The organism is Mesorhizobium sp. M9A.F.Ca.ET.002.03.1.2, assembly GCF_003952365.1.
Taxonomy (GTDB): Bacteria; Pseudomonadota; Alphaproteobacteria; order Rhizobiales; family Rhizobiaceae; genus Mesorhizobium.
On the sequence record NZ_CP034443.1, the window covers coordinates 2,490,200 to 2,505,105 of the forward strand.

Here is a 14,906-nt window from a genome sequence, read left to right on the forward strand (position 1 = left end):
AGCGGCAGCGCTGCTCCTCATTCCGAAACGGTTGTGGGGGCCGAACCTCTTGTGTCAGGCGTAAACCACTAGAGCACGTCCTGTTTGATCCAGTTCATATCCTGCGGCTTTGAAGTAGTTGGCACATTCGGCTGGGGTGAAGAGGTCGACGACCGCGCCGACGCGTCTCATAGAGCCTTGATGGTTCTCTCGGCTTTGCTCGCAGCAGCGCCTTAAGTTTGGCGAAGGCGTTCTCAATCGGATTGAAGTCGGGACTGTAGGGCGGCAGGTAGAGCAGGCTCGCGCCCGCGGCCTCAATCGCGTCGCGCACGCCGGCGGCCTTGTGGGCGGGCAGGTCGCCCATGACGACTACGTCGCCCCGCGACAATGTCGGTGAAGGCCTTGGTCTTCCAGTGGCATGTGGCACGCCGGCCTGGCAGCGCTCGCCGCGCAGGGTTCTCCAGGCGGATGTCGCCAATGTCAAATTTGCTGGCATCCATGCCGCCATCGCTTTCTGGTTCCAGATCGAAAAATCGCCGAATGGAACCAGCGCATCAACCTGCGCCTCAAGGAGCTCACTGCCACTTTCGGTCGGCGGGGTGTGCCGCCCCACAAATAGAACATCAATTGTCGTGCCAACCGCGCAAGCGAAGGCCAGAAAGCCAACCTGTGTTTCTACGGCTTAATTGAGAGGCAGCCGATGTCGGCCGAACATCACCTTGTCTCGAAGTCGACGAATCCGACAGCAGGTTGCGAAAGTGCGCGCGACGCGAACAAACTGCTGAAGCGCTCAACTCTTATTGATCACGCGTGTTGGACGCGAACCATTCTCGTTCCAATCGGGCTGAGCGCAAATTCTCCCGGTTCACAAAATTGCGTTGCTGGAGTAGTGGGGGCGCAGAGAAATCTCCGGTCGCAGCCTTACCCGGTCAAAACAAGGATACCAATGATGAAGACTCTCGCCGTCTGCTCTGGCGGATTGGACTCCGTTTCCCTTGCTCACATGGTGGCAGCGGAGCATGAACTCACCGGCCTTCTATCTTTCGACTATGGCCAACGGCACAGGAAGGAATTGGGCTTCGCCGCTCTTTGCGCGGAGCGACTGAAGGTCCCGCACCAGATCATCGACCTCCGCGAAATTGGCCGTGGCCTTTCCGGCTCAGCGCTCACCGACAGTGTCGACGTGCCGGACGGCCATTACGCCGAAGATACTATGAAGATTACGGTGGTGCCGAACCGCAATGCCATCATGTTTGCAATCGCCTTCGGGCTGGCCGCCACGCATAAGGCAGAAGCGGTGGCGGCGGCCGTGCATGGTGGGGATCATTTCATCTATCCAGATTGCCGTCCGGCCTTCATCGAAGCTTTCCAGACAATGCAAGACCGCGCGCTCGACGGCTATGCGCAGATACGCCTCTATGCACCGTACGTGAACCTCGGAAAAGCTGACATTGTGGCGGATGGCGCAAGATACGGCACCCCGTTTGCCGAGACCTGGTCCTGTTACAAGGGCGGCGTGCGTCACTGCGGGCGATGCGGGACCTGCGTCGAGCGGCGCGAAGCGTTCCATCTCGCCGGGCACGCTGATCCCACCGACTACGAGGACGCCGATTTCTGGCTCGAGGCACTCCGCAGGAGGCGCGCGTAATGTTCCACATCAGCAAGGAATTCCACTTCTCGGCCTCGCATCAGCTCACCTCCTTGCCCCCCAACCATCAATGTGCGCGCCTGCACGGGCATAACTATATCGTCGTAGTGGAGCTATCGGCCAAGGAACTGGACGCCCGCGGCTTCGTGCGCGACTATCACGATCTGGCGCCGCTCAAACGCTATATTGACGAGAGCTTCGACCATCGGCACCTCAACGACGTGCTGGGACATGAGAAAGTCACGGCGGAATGCCTGGCCAGACATTTCTATGAATGGTGCAAGGCACGTCTGCCGCAGACCACGGCCGTGCGCGTTAGCGAAACACCGAAAACTTGGGCGGAATACCGTCCGTGACCGACATGCATCCCGCAATCCGTGTGAGCGAGATATTTGGGCCGACGATCCAGGGCGAGGGCGTGCTCATCGGCTTGCCGACGGTGTTCATCAGAACCGGCGGATGTGATTATCGCTGTTCATGGTGCGACAGCCTTCACGCGGTGGACAATCAGTATCGCAATGAATGGCTACCGATGCCGATCGATGCCGTGTGGCAAACCGTCCATGCGCTTTCCGGCGGCAGGCCGGTTATGGTCTCCTTGTCAGGCGGCAACCCGGCCATTCAGCCGTTCGGTCCCCTCATAGAACGAGGCCATCGCGAGGGCTATCGTTTTGCACTGGAAACGCAGGGTTCCGTGGTGAGGGAGTGGTTTGCGGATCTTGACGTGCTGATCCTTAGCCCAAAGCCGCCGTCCAGCGAAATGACGACCAGTTGGGCTGCGTTTGAGGCGTGCCTCGAAGCGGCGCAAGAGAAGCCGCAAATCGTGCTCAAGCTCGTCGTTTTCGACGAGAGTGACTATGCCTACGCCAAAGAAGTCGCGGCGCGATATCCGCACCTTCCGATCTATCTGCAACCCGGCAATCACACGCCGCCGCGCCCTGGCAGTGAAGACACCTCTGTCGACTTGGACGGAATAATGATGCGAATGGAATGGCTTGTCGAAAGGGTGACCAGCGACAGGTGGTTCGAAGCCCGCGTGTTGCCGCAGCTGCACGTTCTGCTTTGGGGTAACAAGAGGGCGGTCTAGTCTGCGGCTTGCGTCGCACCGGAAGGCCGGGCTCCGACGGCTTGGCAGGCTCTCTTAGCGTGCCGAGTACAGCCGAGCTTTGTTCGCGCCAGCGGTCTCGCATTGTGCGGCTGGAAACCGCCCGGACACCCGCTGCCGGCGTGTGTTACCTTGACTCCGATGAGCGGTCGTCACGCAAAGTTGAAATCCGCAAGAACTGGCCTTCTCGCCCCAGCTGCTTGACTGTTTCCTCCGTCGCAAGCACGTCATCCCTCCCATCCTTGTCCAGCCCTTATCGATGTATCTCATGGTCCGGCCTGACGCTCGACTGTCAGACACCAGAACGCCAAAGGGGCTGGCCCGCCGGTCAACGGCAGCTGCTAAACAGAACGGCGATGTGCATGGGAATGCATCCGTTGCTTAAATGCCTTCCATAAAGAAGATCGATTTCCTCACTGGCCCAACGATCTCATGGATTTGTTCACGCAACAGGTGAAGCCGTCCGAGATTACGGCGCAACTCGGCTCGGCTTCGTTCCGGTCGGGGCATACGCTACCCGCACCGTCGGACCCTTTGCCCGCGCGTGTTCGATTGCCGCTCACTCGTCATCTTCTGGCGGTTCTAGTTTGCCAACCGAAACCTCTAGCCTCGTGGTGCACTCAATAAGGTTAGCTAGCAATTTGGCATCAATGTCTGTGTGCCCCTCGTACTCGGAGAGGTTTCGCTCGTTGTGCGCCTTTAGAAAAATCTGAATGTCAGCCTTGTCGGTTCCGACGGTATGAACGAGCGCTTGAAACACCGAAGTGCGATTGTCCGAGCGATAGCCTTCGCGGCGTAGGGCTGCCAGGGCAAGCCGATGCGCAGCTCCATATAAGAGAGTGAATTGGCTGTCGGGGTCGAGACCTTTCTGTGCGTCAGTTAAATTCTTGCGCGCGCCACCCAGCATGCCGTCATATTCGGACAGCGATGGGGGCTCACTTTTCATCAGCCCAATCTTTACGAGGTTGTCTAGTTCTTGCTTGCCCACGCTTGTAAATCTTTCTCCGAGCCGATGAGGAAAATCTTTGGAAGGGTACTTACCTTGCGGACAAACGACCCTTTCTGAGACGCCTTTCGTTGCCATTCCTCCGGCGACAGAAATGTCGGACTGACCTTTCGGCCTAGTCTCAGTTCCGCGTTTTGTGCGGCTGAATAAAGTTCAGAGAGGTTCAGGTTATCGCCGACCACCATCAAATCGATATCGCTGCGTTCTGTGTCCGTGCCTTTGGCGACTGAACCGTACACGAAGGCAGATTTGATCGAATGAAAGTGCGACAGCAATTCCCTTAGTGGCTCGGTTGGTATTTGGTTCTTAAGTGAAAAGTGCGCCGTGCTCTGCAAAGCAGGGGGGGCTGCGTTCTCAGGCCCCGCGCTAGTGCCGTCACGATGCGCCTTTAGGCGCTGGTATTCATCGACCGAAAGCAGCACAAGCCGTTCGCGGCCATTCTTGCTGATGATCACGGGTTCCGCTAGCGCCTTGTCCTGATACACCCCAAAGTTGCGCTGAAATTCAACCGAGCTAATGACCGACATAGAATTGTCCCGATAATCCGTCATATCCGTATAATACGTATCTTTTTGAAAATATCAATGATCTCGTGCTAAGGTACTGAATTACTTGCCTTCGATATAGCGCGTCGGCGGAACCAACTCGTAGACGGGCTATGAAAGGTTAAGCGCGGATGTCTATCGGCCGCCGGCGTTCCCGCTCCGCAAGCCTGCCTGAACTATTCCGCGCGGCGGTCAAGCCCCAGGCTCCTGCTCATCCAGCGACCGCAGGCTGGAAAAGACAATAGCCGACGTCTTCCGATGGTCTCGCCATCAGCTTTGGGCTAGCTCCCCATTATCCCGCTTCGAGCTCGACACAGGGCGGTTTCGATGGCGCACGACAATCTGTGTCGGCTTTGTCGTGTCCGTGACAGACGCCTGAAAGGCCCGCTCGCGCGTTTTGCCGCCGTCTAAGTGGCTGGAATTTAATAACAAAGTTTCTTCTCGGATCGGCCGATCACGCTGGTACGCTTTTTGCGATGCTTGGTGTGAGGTGGCACGAGCTGCCTATCGGCACTTGTGTCGCGGGCAGTCGCGATGATTAGAACGAAGGAAGGAAAGCTATTATGTCAGGTCTGCGTCAGATCGCCTTTTACGGCAAAGGCGGCATCGGCAAGTCCACCACCTCCCAAAATACGCTCGCCGCCCTTGTCGACCTCGGGCAGAGAATCCTCATCGTAGGATGCGACCCCAAAGCCGATTCCACACGCTTGATCCTGAATTCGAAAGCTCAGGATACCGTCCTGGATCTCGCCGCACAGGAAGGTTCGGTGGAAGACCTCGAACTCCAGGACGTGCTCAAGGTCGGCTACAGAGGCATCAAGTGCGTGGAGTCCGGCGGCCCCGAGCCGGGTGTCGGTTGCGCCGGCCGCGGCGTCATCACCTCGATCAATTTCCTCGAGGAGAATGGCGCTTATGACGATGTCGATTATGTCTCCTATGACGTCCTCGGCGACGTGGTATGCGGCGGCTTCGCCATGCCGATCCGCGAAGGCAAGGCCCAGGAGATCTACATCGTCATGTCCGGCGAGATGATGGCGCTCTATGCCGCCAATAACATCGCCAAGGGCATCCTCAAATATGCCCATTCGGGCGGTGTGCGGCTGGGCGGGCTGATCTGCAATGAACGTCAAACCGACCGTGAACTCGATCTGGCCGAAGCACTGGCTGGCCGATTGAATTCCAAGCTCATCCACTTCGTGCCCCGCGACAACATCGTCCAGCATGCCGAACTCAGGAAGATGTCGGTGATCCAGTACGCGCCGGACTCCAAGCAGGCAGGGGAATACCGCGCTCTGGCCGAGAAGATCCACGCCAATTCGGGCCAGGGTACGATCCCGACGCCGATCACCATGGAGGAGCTGGAGGAGATGCTGCTCGACTTCGGCATCATGAAGACCGACGAGCAGATGCTTGCCGAGCTTCACTCCAAGGAAGCGGCGAAGGCGGCGGCCCAGTAGTGACATTAGCGCTGCCATGAATCGGCGCGCCTTGCAGAGAACGGCGCCTATTCGTTGAGGCGTCACCCAACCTTGAAAGGGGACTCATGAGCCGGGAATACGAGAATGACGGTGCTCTTCATGCGAAGCTTATCGAAGAGGTGCTGTCGCATTATCCCGACAAGGCGGCGAAGCGCCGCAAGAAGCACCTCAACGTCGCAAAGAGCGGCAACGAGGCTGGCGGGGAAAGCGAGGTCCTTTCCGAATGCGACGTCAAATCGAACATCAAGTCCATTCCCGGGGTGATGACGATTCGCGGCTGTGCATATGCGGGTTCGAAAGGCGTGGTGTGGGGGCCAGTCAAGGATATGGTCCATATATCGCACGGCCCGGTCGGCTGCGGCCAATATTCTTGGTCGCAGCGCCGCAACTACTACGTCGGTACGACGGGCGTCGACACGTTCGGGACAATGCAGTTCACCTCCGATTTCCAGGAGAAGGACATCGTCTTCGGCGGCGACAAGAAGCTGGAACAGATCATTGACGAGATTGAAGTCTTGTTTCCGCTCAACAACGGCATCACCGTGCAATCCGAATGCCCTATCGGCCTGATTGGCGATGACACCGAGGCGGTTTCTCGCAAAAAGACCAAGGAGTATGACAAGACGATCGTGCCGGTACGCTGCGAGGGTTTCCGCGGCGTCTCGCAGTCGCTTGGCCACCACATCGCCAATGATGCGATCCGGGATTGGGTCTTCGACAAAAAGGATGTCAAGTTCGAGGCCGGCCCCTACGACGTCAACGTCATCGGCGACTACAATATCGGCGGCGATGCCTGGGCCTCGCGCATACTGCTTGAGGAGATAGGGCTGCGCGTGGTCGGCAACTGGTCGGGTGACGCCACACTCGCAGAGATCGAGCGCGCCCCGAAGGCTAAGCTCAATCTTATCCACTGCTACCGGTCGATGAACTACATCTGTCGGCATATGGAGGAAAAGTATGGCGTCGCTTGGATGGAGTACAATTTCTTCGGTCCCTCCCAGATCGAAGCCTCTCTGCGCAACATAGCCAAGCATTTTGGGCCGGAAATCGAGGAGAAGACCGAAAAGGTCATTGCCAAGTACAGGCCGCTTGTTGATGCGGTCATCGCCAAGTACCTGTCGCGCCTGGAAGGAAATACCGTGATGCTCTATGTCGGCGGCCTGCGCCCCCGCCACGTCGTCACGGCCTACGAGGACCTCGGCATGGTCATCGTGGGCACCGGCTATGAATTCGCCCACAGCGACGACTATCAGCGCACCGGCCACTACGTGAAGAACGGCACGCTGATCTATGATGACGTGACCGGCTATGAGTTGGAGAAATTCATCGAAGGGATTCGCCCAAATCTGGTCGGCTCGGGAATCAAAGAAAAATACCCGGTGCAGAAGATGGGCATACCGTTCCGCCAGATGCATTCCTGGGATTATTCAGGCCCGTATCACGGCTACGATGGCTTTGCCATTTTCGCACGTGATGTGGATCTCGCCATCAACAACCCGGTCTGGGACCTATTCCACGCGCCTTGGAAAAGAAGCCGGGGCGATGAGCGGGCGATGGCTGCCGAATAAACATCTGCTTTAGCCCCAGTCTCCCACTGGGACGGTGAACTCCCGCGGCCTCTGATCCGCCGGAGCCTGGAACGTCTCGACGTCCTGAGCTGCCGTACCGCGCAGCCAGATGCAAAAGAGGTAATCATCATGCCGCAGTCGGCTGAAAAAATTCTCGATCACGCTCCCCTGTTCCGCGAGCCGGAATACAGAAAGATGCTCGCTGAGAAGAAGCTAAACTTCGAATGTCCGCACCCCGATGAGATCGTTTCCGATCAGCGCGATTTCACCCAGACGTGGGAATACCGCGAAAAGAACCTCGCCCGCAAAGCGCTTGTCGTGAACCCGGCCAAGGCCTGCCAGCCGCTGGGTGCGGTATTCGCTGCCGCCGGCTTCGAGCGAACCATGTCCTTCGTCCACGGCAGCCAAGGTTGCGTCGCCTATTACCGCTCGCACCTGTCGCGCCATTTCAAGGAGCCTGCCGCGGCGGTCTCCTCCTCAATGACCGAGGATGCGGCGGTGTTTGGCGGCCTGAAGAACATGGTCGACGGGCTCGCCAACACCTACCAGCTCTACGACCCGAAGATGATTGCCGTGTCGACGACCTGTATGGCAGAGGTCATTGGCGACGACCTGCACAGCTTCATCCAGAACGCCAAGGACGAAGATTCAGTCCCGCGCGACTTCGACGTACCCTTTGCCCACACGCCGGCCTTCGTTGGCAGTCATGTCGACGGCTATGACAACATGGTCAAAGGCATTTTGGAGCACTTCTGGAAAGGCCAGGAGCGTACGCAAGTCGAGGGAACCATCAACATCATTCCGGGCTTCGACGGCTTCTGCGTCGGCAACAACCGGGAGCTCAAGCGCCTCCTCGATGTAATGGGCGTGTCCTACACATTGATCCAGGATGCCTCTGACCAGTTCGACACGCCTTCGGACGGTGAATACCGCATGTATGACGGGGGCACGAAGATCAACGAGGTGAAGAAGGCCCTCAACGCCGAGGCAACGCTTTCGCTGCAGCATCACAACACCCGAAAGACGTTGGGCTATTGCGAGGAGGTCGGGCAGGCGACGGCCTCGTTCCACTATCCGCTCGGCGTTCAGGCGACCGACGAATTCCTGATGGAGGTCGCGGCGATTTCCGGCAAGGAGATCCCCGAGGCAATTCGCCTCGAGCGCGGCCGACTGGTAGACGCCATGGCGGACAGCCAATCCTGGTTGCATGGTAAGAAATACGCCATCTACGGCGATCCCGACTTCGTTCACGCGATGGCCCGCTTTGTCATGGAGACCGGCGGCGAGCCAACCCATTGCCTCGCCACCAATGGCACCTCGGCATGGGAAGCCGATTTGAAGAAGCTGCTAGCATCCTCGCCTTTCGGCAAGGCTGCCCAGGTTTGGGCGGGCAAGGACCTGTGGGCGCTGCGCTCGCTGCTCTTTACCGAGCCGGTGGACCTTTTGATCGGCAATTCCTACGGCAAGTACCTGGAGCGCGACACCGGAACGCCGCTGATCCGGCTGATGTTTCCGATCTTCGATCGGCACCATCATCACCGCTTTGCGCTCTTTGGCTACCAGGGCGCGTTGCGCGTGCTGACGACGATCCTCGACAAGATCTTCGACAAACTCGATCGCGAGACGAGCGAGACGGGTGTGACGGATTATTCCTATGACCTCACGCGCTAAGAGCCGTGGCCGGCTTTTCGCCGAGGCCATTCCTTGCCCAATGGACTGGGGAGGCTGAGCGATGTCCTCCCTCAGCGCCAAAATCAAGGACGCCTTCGATGAGCCCGCCTGCGATAAGAACCGTGGCAAAGATGCCAAGGCGCGCAAGGAGGGCTGCTCGAAGTCGCTGACACCAGGGGCGGCAGCCGGCGGCTGCGCCTTTGACGGAGCCAAGATCGTCCTGCAGCCGATCACCGACGTTGCGCATCTGGTCCATGCGCCGCTCGCCTGCGAGGGCAATTCTTGGGACAACCGTGGTGCGGTTTCGTCAGGGCCGACCTTGTGGCGGACAAGCTTCACGACCGACCTCACCGAACTCGACCTGGTGATGGGGCAGGGCGAGCGGAAACTCTTCAAGGCGATCCGCGAGATCAAGCACACATACGCGCCGCCGGCGATCTTCGTCTACTCAACTTGCGTAACGGCGCTGATCGGTGACGACATCGAGGCCGTGTGCAAACGCGCCACGGAAAAGTTCGGTTTGGCCGTGGTGCCGATCAATGCGCCTGGCCTGGCAGGCTCCAAGAACCTCGGCAACAAGCTCGCCGCCGAGGCGTTGCTCGATCATGTCATCGGCACGGTCGAACCCGACGACCCCGGGCCCTACGACATCAACATCCTTGGCGAATTCAACCTCTCGGGCGAATTCTGGCTTGTAAAGCCGCTCCTCGATCGGCTCGGCATCCGGGTGCGCGCCTGCATTCCCGGCGATGCGCGTTACCGCGACATTGCTTCCGCGCACCGCGCCCGGGCGGCAATGATCGTGTGCTCGACCGCGCTGATCAGTCTTGCCCGCAAGATGGAGGAGCGCTGGGACATCCCGTTCTTCGAGGGCTCCTTCTACGGCATCTCCGACACATCGGAAGCTCTTCGCAACCTTGTCAGGCTGCTGGTGAGGAAGGGCGCCGATCCGGAGATCCTCGAGCGCACGGAGACGCTGATCGCGCAGCAGGAGGCGATCGCGTGGAAGAAACTCGAATCCTACCGGCAAAGGCTCCAAGGCAAGCGCGTGCTGCTCAACACAGGCGGTGTGAAGTCCTGGTCGGTTGTCCATGCGCTGATGGAGATCGGAATCGAGATCGTCGGCACCTCGGTCAAGAAATCTACCGTGCAGGACAAGGAGCGCATCAAACAAGTTCTCAAGCACGACAAGCATATGTTCGAATCCATGGCTGCGCGCGAGCTGTACGCCATGCTCTCTGAACACAGGGCCGATATCATGCTGTCGGGCGGTCGCACGCAATTCATTGCGCTCAAGGCCAAGACGCCCTGGCTCGATATCAACCAGGAGCGCCAGCATCCTTATGCCGGCTATGACGGCATGGTGGAACTCGTACGCCAGATCGACCTCGCCATTCACAATCCGATCTGGTCTCAGGTGCGCCAGCCGGCCCCGTGGGATTGCCAGCCTGAGCTGATAGGCGAATTGCCGTGCACGAGGAACGAGACCGCGTACCTGTTTGATGAATTCGCCTGCGCGACGGCACACGAGTGTTGAGGCGACCGATGGCCCGCATCCTTCCCCAGAGCAAATCGGCGGCAGTCAACCCGCTGAAGTCGTCGCAGCCGCTGGGTGCCGCCTTTGCCTTTCTTGGCGTCGACGGTGCGATGCCGCTGTTCCACGGCAGCCAAGGATGCACAAGCTTTGCGCTCGTTCTCTTCGTGCGGCACTTCAAAGAAGCGATTCCCTTGCAGACTACGGCGATGGATGAGGTGGCGACCATCCTCGGCGCAGCCGACCATCTGGAAGAGGCGATCCTCAACCTCAAGAACCGCACGAAGCCAACGCTGATCGGGGTGTGCACGACCGCGCTGGTGGAGACGCGTGGCGAAGATTGCGCGGGTGATATTGCCAACGTCAAGCTGAAGCACACGCAAGAGCTTGCGGGTACGGAGGTCGTGCTGGCCAACACGCCGGATTTTGACGGCGCGATCGAAGAGGGCTGGGCCAGGGCAGTCACCGCAATGATCGAAGGGATTACACGCTCGGGCGAACGGGCGCGGCACCCGAAGAAGATCGCAATCCTGCCCGGATGCAACCTCACTGTCGCCGACGTCGAGCATATGCGGGACATGGTTGAAAGCTTTGGGCTCAAGCCGGTTATTCTGCCCGACATCTCAGGCTCGCTCGACGGTACGGTTCCTGACCGCTGGGTAGCGACCACATACGGCGGCACCAGCGTCGAGGACATTCGCGAGTTGGGCACGGCCATGCAATGCATCGCCATCGGTGAGCACATGCGCCGCCCGGCGAAAGCGCTGCTCGGGTTGACCGGCGTGCCTTACGTGTTGTTCCAGTCACTGACTGGGCTGCAGGACACGGACCGCTTCGTGTCGCTGCTGTCTTCGATTTCGGGCGCGGCGGTACCGGCCCGCGTGCGCCGGCGCCGGGCCCAATTGCAGGACGCGATGCTCGACGGACATTTCCATTTCGGCGGCAAGAAAATTGCCATCGCTGCCGAACCAGACCAGCTGTTCCAACTTGCAACCTTCTTTGCTGGCCTCGGCTCCGAGATAGCCGCGGCCGTCACAACGACCGACAGGTCTAAAATTCTCGAGAAAGTCCCGGCGGTTTCGGTTCAGATCGGCGATCTCGGCGATCTGGAAAGTCTTGCCGTCGGTGCTGACCTGCTTGTCACGCATTCGCACGGGCGCCAAGCATCGGAGCGGCTCCGAATTCCGCTCATGCGCATCGGGTTCCCGGTCTTCGATCGACTAGGCAGCCAGCACAAGCTCGCAATTCTCTATCAGGGCACCCGCGACCTGATCTTCGAGGTCGCCAACATCTTCCAGGCCAACCAACACGCGCCCACTCCTGAGGCGCTTGATCCACTCCGTAATCGAGAAATATCACATGAACGCTGTTCGCCGCCTCTCGCTGGTCAGTAATGAGGTTTTCGCCCCGATGCCTGAACGACGTGCGGGCGCATTGCGCGTTGCGATCGCCACTCAGGACATGCAGAACCTCAATGCCCATTTCGGATCGGCCAGGCGCTTTGCTGTCTACGACGTGACGCGCGAGGAATGGAATCTCGTCGAAGCCGTGGCCTTCGATGACGTTTCGGATGAAAGCGGGGAGCATCGGGCCGAGGGCGATGACCGCATCACGCCCAAGGTGGATGCGCTGAAAGGCTGTCATCTGCTGTTTTGTCTGGCGATTGGCGGACCTTCGGCAGCCAAGGTTGTCGCGGCAAAAATCCACCCGATCAAAGTGGCGGAGCCCCAATCCATCCGAGAGGTGCTGTTGCGCACGCAGATGATGCTCAGGACGTGTCCTCCGCCCTGGCTGCGCAAGGTGCTGGCGCAAGCGGGCGTTGCCGAAACGAAACCGTCCTTCGAGGACGAGGACTGATAGGAGGACGCCAAATGTCTGACCCCGCAATCCCCCCAGCTGTCACCGAAGACGAGGCGGCTCTTTGCACCCCGTTCGTCAAATGCCTCGTGCGGCTGATCCGTGCTCAGGATTCCTATGGCTCGTGGGAACGCAAAGCGGACGCCGAGCTGCTGGGCGACTTCATCATTACCAAGGAACAGCGCCGGGCGATCCCGATCATCGGAGATCCCGATCCGGACGTGCTGTGGAGGCTCGACAAGTACTACGCCGCCATCGGGCTTGCGATCGAGGAGCGCTGCGGCCTTATGGCATCGCCGATGATCCAGGTGAGCCATGAGGGTTTTGGTCGGGTGCTTTTCACGACCGGACGGTTGGTCGTTTTGTCCAAAACGCTGCGCGATGTCCACCGGTTTGGCTTCGAGACGCTCCTGAAGCTCGCCACGGCCGGTACGAAGCTGGTCGACGATGGGATTGCAGTCATCGAAGCCTTTCCCCACGTGGCGCTGGCATGATGGGCGCGATTTTCGAGAAAGGCCATCATGACGGAACCGAGAATTGTTGGCCAGCCCCCTCGATCCAGGGGCTCGAGGCCGACCAGGTTGCTGGGGTATCGCTGATGAAGAAGCCGCTGGTCCTGATCTGCTCGCAAGATGCCGAGTTCTATCTGCTCTACAGTCACATACTGGAGGTGGACGGTTTCAGCAGTGAGACGGCAGACGGCGCGAAGGCTGCGCTGGCCTTGGCCGACCAACGGGAGCTTCAGGCCGTGGTGCTGGATTGCGACCCAGCCAGCATAAACGGGCCCGCAATTTGCGCCCACCTCAAGCGGGAACCGCGCACCACCGACCTGCCCATTATCGCCCTGATCGCACCTGGCGCCGAGCACCAGCACCTCGATCTCTTGAAGGCAGGCGTTGAGAGCTTTGTGCGGCCAGTGGCTCCGGCCAAGCTGCTCGACTGCCTGCGGGCGAGGCTCGGGCTGACCAAGCGTGGTTCCAACGGGGTTGAAAACGACAGTTGGATTTGTTGTGGAGGCCTGGAGATGAAGCTCGATGCCCATCGGGTTCGCGGTAATGGCCACGACATCCATCTCGGACCGATCGCGTTCAACGTGCTGCGGCTTATGATTGAGGCCCCCGGCAAGGTCTTCAGCCGGAACGAGCTTATCGGGGCGGCCTGGCGGGCCAACATTCATGTCGGTGAACGCACCGTCGATGTCCATATCAGCCGAATCAGGAGGGCGCTGAAAACGGCCTTGCCCGGCAGTGTCATTCGCACCGTCAGGTCGGCCGGCTACTCGCTCGAGAAGCCGGACGACTGAAATCGGTCGAATGTGGTGCCGCTCTCTCTTCCTCTGCTGAGAGCGGTGTTGCCGCTTTGAGACGCTCCTAACGAAGACCAGGAGAAGCAGGCAAATGGAATTTAAAAGCATATTCAGTGTAACGGGTGCTGATCATTCTGATGAGGACCTCTCAACAGCTGCCGGACTGTGTGCCGAGGTCGGCGCGCACCTATCTGTACTGATTATACCGCCTCCATTGCTCTTGATGTCGTCTCCGCCCCCCGAGTGGGGTACGGGACGTGCACAGGCAATTGCAGTACCGAATTATCGATTTCAGCAAATCGAGAAATTTTCACAGGACGTGACCAGAATGGAAAGACGGTCCGCGGATATCCTCAAACGGCTGAAAGCTATGTCGCTTTCCTGTGACGTTGACACCGACTATTGCGATCCGGCTAGCCTCGGTGAAGTGGCACGACAGCGGGCGCTCTGCGCTGACCTGACGATCGTTGGAGGAGACCTCCTCAACGATGAGACTCTCGGACCTCCTGTTGTCAACGGCTGCTTGTTCGATAGCGGAAAGCCGGTGCTCATCGTGCCGAAGGGCGCTAAGGCGACCCTGTCGCCTCGACGCGTGCTGGTCGGCTGGGATTCGCGCGTAGAGGCCTCGCGTGCGGTTCGGGAAGCTCTTAGTCTCCTATCCGCTGCTGAGGAAGTTTGTGTCGCTATGGTCGATCCGAAGGCGCAAAACAACGGGAAAGGTGCGCAGTCTGGAGCAGACATCGCTGCCTATCTTACTCGGCACGGTGCTCGGGTCTCGGTTGACCTGCTTAAGAGCGCCGGTAAATCGGCGGCCACAGTGCTGACGCAGCACGCGGCCGACACCTGCGCCGACATGATAGTCATGGGTGCTTATGGCAGCCGTCGGCTGCGTGAGCGGATTTTCGGCGGTCCGCCGAGCTGGAGCTTTGAGAAGACCACATTGCCGCTGTTTTTGGCTCGCTGATCAGTTCCGTAGGAACACCGATCAGGTCGTAGGACCGCCAACCAGTCCGAAGTCGTCGTCGGTTACCGGTCGGATTGCGGAGACATGGCTGGATCCGCGAACATCGTGCGATGCTTGTCAGAGCCAAACCGGACGCCTCGACTGCTTCAGGACGCTCTCGTGCATCCAACTCGTGCGAGATCGTCTGTAACGGGCAGTAAAGACGAACGGCTGCAGCAGACCGCAGCCAAGCCACAGGGCGGGTG

14 protein-coding genes and 1 pseudogene are annotated in these 14,906 nt (G+C 59.3%); 12 read left to right on the plus strand and 3 right to left on the minus strand.

All coding sequences use genetic code 11. The features are described from left to right. Positions 1–54 precede the first annotated feature (54 nt). Positions 55–358: pseudogene (locus EJ066_RS12195) on the minus strand (transposase); the annotation flags it as partial. Positions 359–928: 570 nt separating this feature from the next. Here EJ066_RS12195 and queC point away from each other — a divergent pair. The 3 genes from queC to queE are packed head-to-tail and all read left to right on the plus strand — an operon-like array spanning position 929 to position 2,714. Further along, a complete protein-coding gene (queC, locus tag EJ066_RS12200; RefSeq protein WP_029356538.1) occupies positions 929–1,627 on the plus strand; it encodes a 7-cyano-7-deazaguanine synthase QueC in 699 nt (232 codons plus the stop codon). Beyond that, a complete protein-coding gene (gene queD / locus EJ066_RS12205; RefSeq protein ID WP_029356535.1) occupies positions 1,627–1,983 on the plus strand; it encodes a 6-carboxytetrahydropterin synthase QueD in 357 nt (118 codons plus the stop codon). The genes queC and queD overlap by 1 nt, the downstream gene beginning before the upstream one ends. Positions 1,984–1,988: 5 nt before the next feature. Next, positions 1,989–2,714, plus strand: coding sequence for a 7-carboxy-7-deazaguanine synthase QueE (gene queE / locus EJ066_RS12210; protein WP_029356533.1), 726 nt, complete (start codon positions 1,989–1,991; stop codon positions 2,712–2,714). A 577-nt stretch (positions 2,715–3,291) separates the two neighbouring features. Here queE and EJ066_RS12215 read toward each other — a convergent pair. Further along, positions 3,292–3,720 (minus strand): hypothetical protein, encoded by a 429-nt coding sequence (locus EJ066_RS12215; protein WP_029356531.1) that lies wholly within the window; start codon positions 3,718–3,720, stop codon positions 3,292–3,294. Then, entirely contained in the window at positions 3,702–4,265 is a 564-nt protein-coding gene (locus tag EJ066_RS12220; protein WP_240992587.1) for a type II toxin-antitoxin system prevent-host-death family antitoxin, read from the minus strand. The genes EJ066_RS12215 and EJ066_RS12220 overlap by 19 nt, the downstream gene beginning before the upstream one ends. A gap of 581 nt (positions 4,266–4,846) precedes the next feature. Between EJ066_RS12220 and nifH the strand changes: the two genes are divergently transcribed. From nifH to EJ066_RS12265, 9 genes are all read left to right on the plus strand, one after another. Beyond that, a complete protein-coding gene (gene nifH, locus EJ066_RS12225; RefSeq protein ID WP_024505261.1) occupies positions 4,847–5,740 on the plus strand; it encodes a nitrogenase iron protein in 894 nt (297 codons plus the stop codon). An 86-nt stretch (positions 5,741–5,826) separates the two neighbouring features. Further along, positions 5,827–7,329, plus strand: coding sequence for a nitrogenase molybdenum-iron protein alpha chain (gene nifD, locus EJ066_RS12230; protein ID WP_024505262.1), 1,503 nt, complete (start codon positions 5,827–5,829; stop codon positions 7,327–7,329). A gap of 129 nt (positions 7,330–7,458) precedes the next feature. Continuing rightward, positions 7,459–9,000 carry a nitrogenase molybdenum-iron protein subunit beta gene (gene nifK / locus EJ066_RS12235; protein WP_126038034.1) on the plus strand — a complete coding sequence of 514 codons (1,542 nt, stop codon included), beginning with the start codon at positions 7,459–7,461 and terminating at the stop codon, positions 8,998–9,000. Between the two features lie 61 nt (positions 9,001–9,061). Further along, positions 9,062–10,537 carry a nitrogenase iron-molybdenum cofactor biosynthesis protein NifE gene (nifE, locus tag EJ066_RS12240; protein WP_126038036.1) on the plus strand — a complete coding sequence of 492 codons (1,476 nt, stop codon included), beginning with the start codon at positions 9,062–9,064 and terminating at the stop codon, positions 10,535–10,537. Between the two features lie 8 nt (positions 10,538–10,545). Continuing rightward, a complete protein-coding gene (nifN, locus tag EJ066_RS12245; protein ID WP_126038039.1) occupies positions 10,546–11,928 on the plus strand; it encodes a nitrogenase iron-molybdenum cofactor biosynthesis protein NifN in 1,383 nt (460 codons plus the stop codon). After that, on the plus strand, positions 11,894–12,391 hold the full coding sequence (gene nifX, locus EJ066_RS12250) for a nitrogen fixation protein NifX (RefSeq protein ID WP_095517136.1): 498 nt from the start codon (positions 11,894–11,896) through the stop codon (positions 12,389–12,391). Before nifN ends, nifX begins: the two co-directional genes overlap by 35 nt. 14 nt (positions 12,392–12,405) lie before the next feature. After that, on the plus strand, positions 12,406–12,885 hold the full coding sequence (locus EJ066_RS12255; protein WP_095517137.1) for a NifX-associated nitrogen fixation protein: 480 nt from the start codon (positions 12,406–12,408) through the stop codon (positions 12,883–12,885). Between the two features lie 104 nt (positions 12,886–12,989). Further along, entirely contained in the window at positions 12,990–13,694 is a 705-nt protein-coding gene (locus EJ066_RS12260) for a response regulator transcription factor (RefSeq protein ID WP_245455124.1), read from the plus strand. Positions 13,695–13,788: 94 nt separating this feature from the next. After that, positions 13,789–14,661 carry a universal stress protein gene (locus EJ066_RS12265; protein ID WP_126038042.1) on the plus strand — a complete coding sequence of 291 codons (873 nt, stop codon included), beginning with the start codon at positions 13,789–13,791 and terminating at the stop codon, positions 14,659–14,661. Positions 14,662–14,906 lie beyond the last annotated feature (245 nt).

What these genes read in the sequence shown, in the direction of transcription:
- queC (WP_029356538.1), top strand. Translation starts at nt 929, where the DNA reads ATGAAGACTCTCGCCGTCTGCTCTGGCGGATTGGACTCCGTTTCCCTT.
- queD (WP_029356535.1), top strand. Translation starts at nt 1,627, where the DNA reads ATGTTCCACATCAGCAAGGAATTCCACTTCTCGGCCTCGCATCAGCTC.
- queE (WP_029356533.1), top strand. Translation starts at nt 1,989, where the DNA reads ATGCATCCCGCAATCCGTGTGAGCGAGATATTTGGGCCGACGATCCAG.
- EJ066_RS12220 (WP_240992587.1), bottom strand. Translation starts at nt 4,265, where the DNA reads ATGTCGGTCATTAGCTCGGTTGAATTTCAGCGCAACTTTGGGGTGTAT.
- nifH (WP_024505261.1), top strand. Translation starts at nt 4,847, where the DNA reads ATGTCAGGTCTGCGTCAGATCGCCTTTTACGGCAAAGGCGGCATCGGC.
- nifD (WP_024505262.1), top strand. Translation starts at nt 5,827, where the DNA reads ATGAGCCGGGAATACGAGAATGACGGTGCTCTTCATGCGAAGCTTATC.
- nifK (WP_126038034.1), top strand. Translation starts at nt 7,459, where the DNA reads ATGCCGCAGTCGGCTGAAAAAATTCTCGATCACGCTCCCCTGTTCCGC.
- nifE (WP_126038036.1), top strand. Translation starts at nt 9,062, where the DNA reads ATGTCCTCCCTCAGCGCCAAAATCAAGGACGCCTTCGATGAGCCCGCC.
- nifN (WP_126038039.1), top strand. Translation starts at nt 10,546, where the DNA reads ATGGCCCGCATCCTTCCCCAGAGCAAATCGGCGGCAGTCAACCCGCTG.
- nifX (WP_095517136.1), top strand. Translation starts at nt 11,894, where the DNA reads ATGAACGCTGTTCGCCGCCTCTCGCTGGTCAGTAATGAGGTTTTCGCC.
- EJ066_RS12255 (WP_095517137.1), top strand. Translation starts at nt 12,406, where the DNA reads ATGTCTGACCCCGCAATCCCCCCAGCTGTCACCGAAGACGAGGCGGCT.
- EJ066_RS12260 (WP_245455124.1), top strand. Translation starts at nt 12,990, where the DNA reads ATGAAGAAGCCGCTGGTCCTGATCTGCTCGCAAGATGCCGAGTTCTAT.
- EJ066_RS12265 (WP_126038042.1), top strand. Translation starts at nt 13,789, where the DNA reads ATGGAATTTAAAAGCATATTCAGTGTAACGGGTGCTGATCATTCTGAT.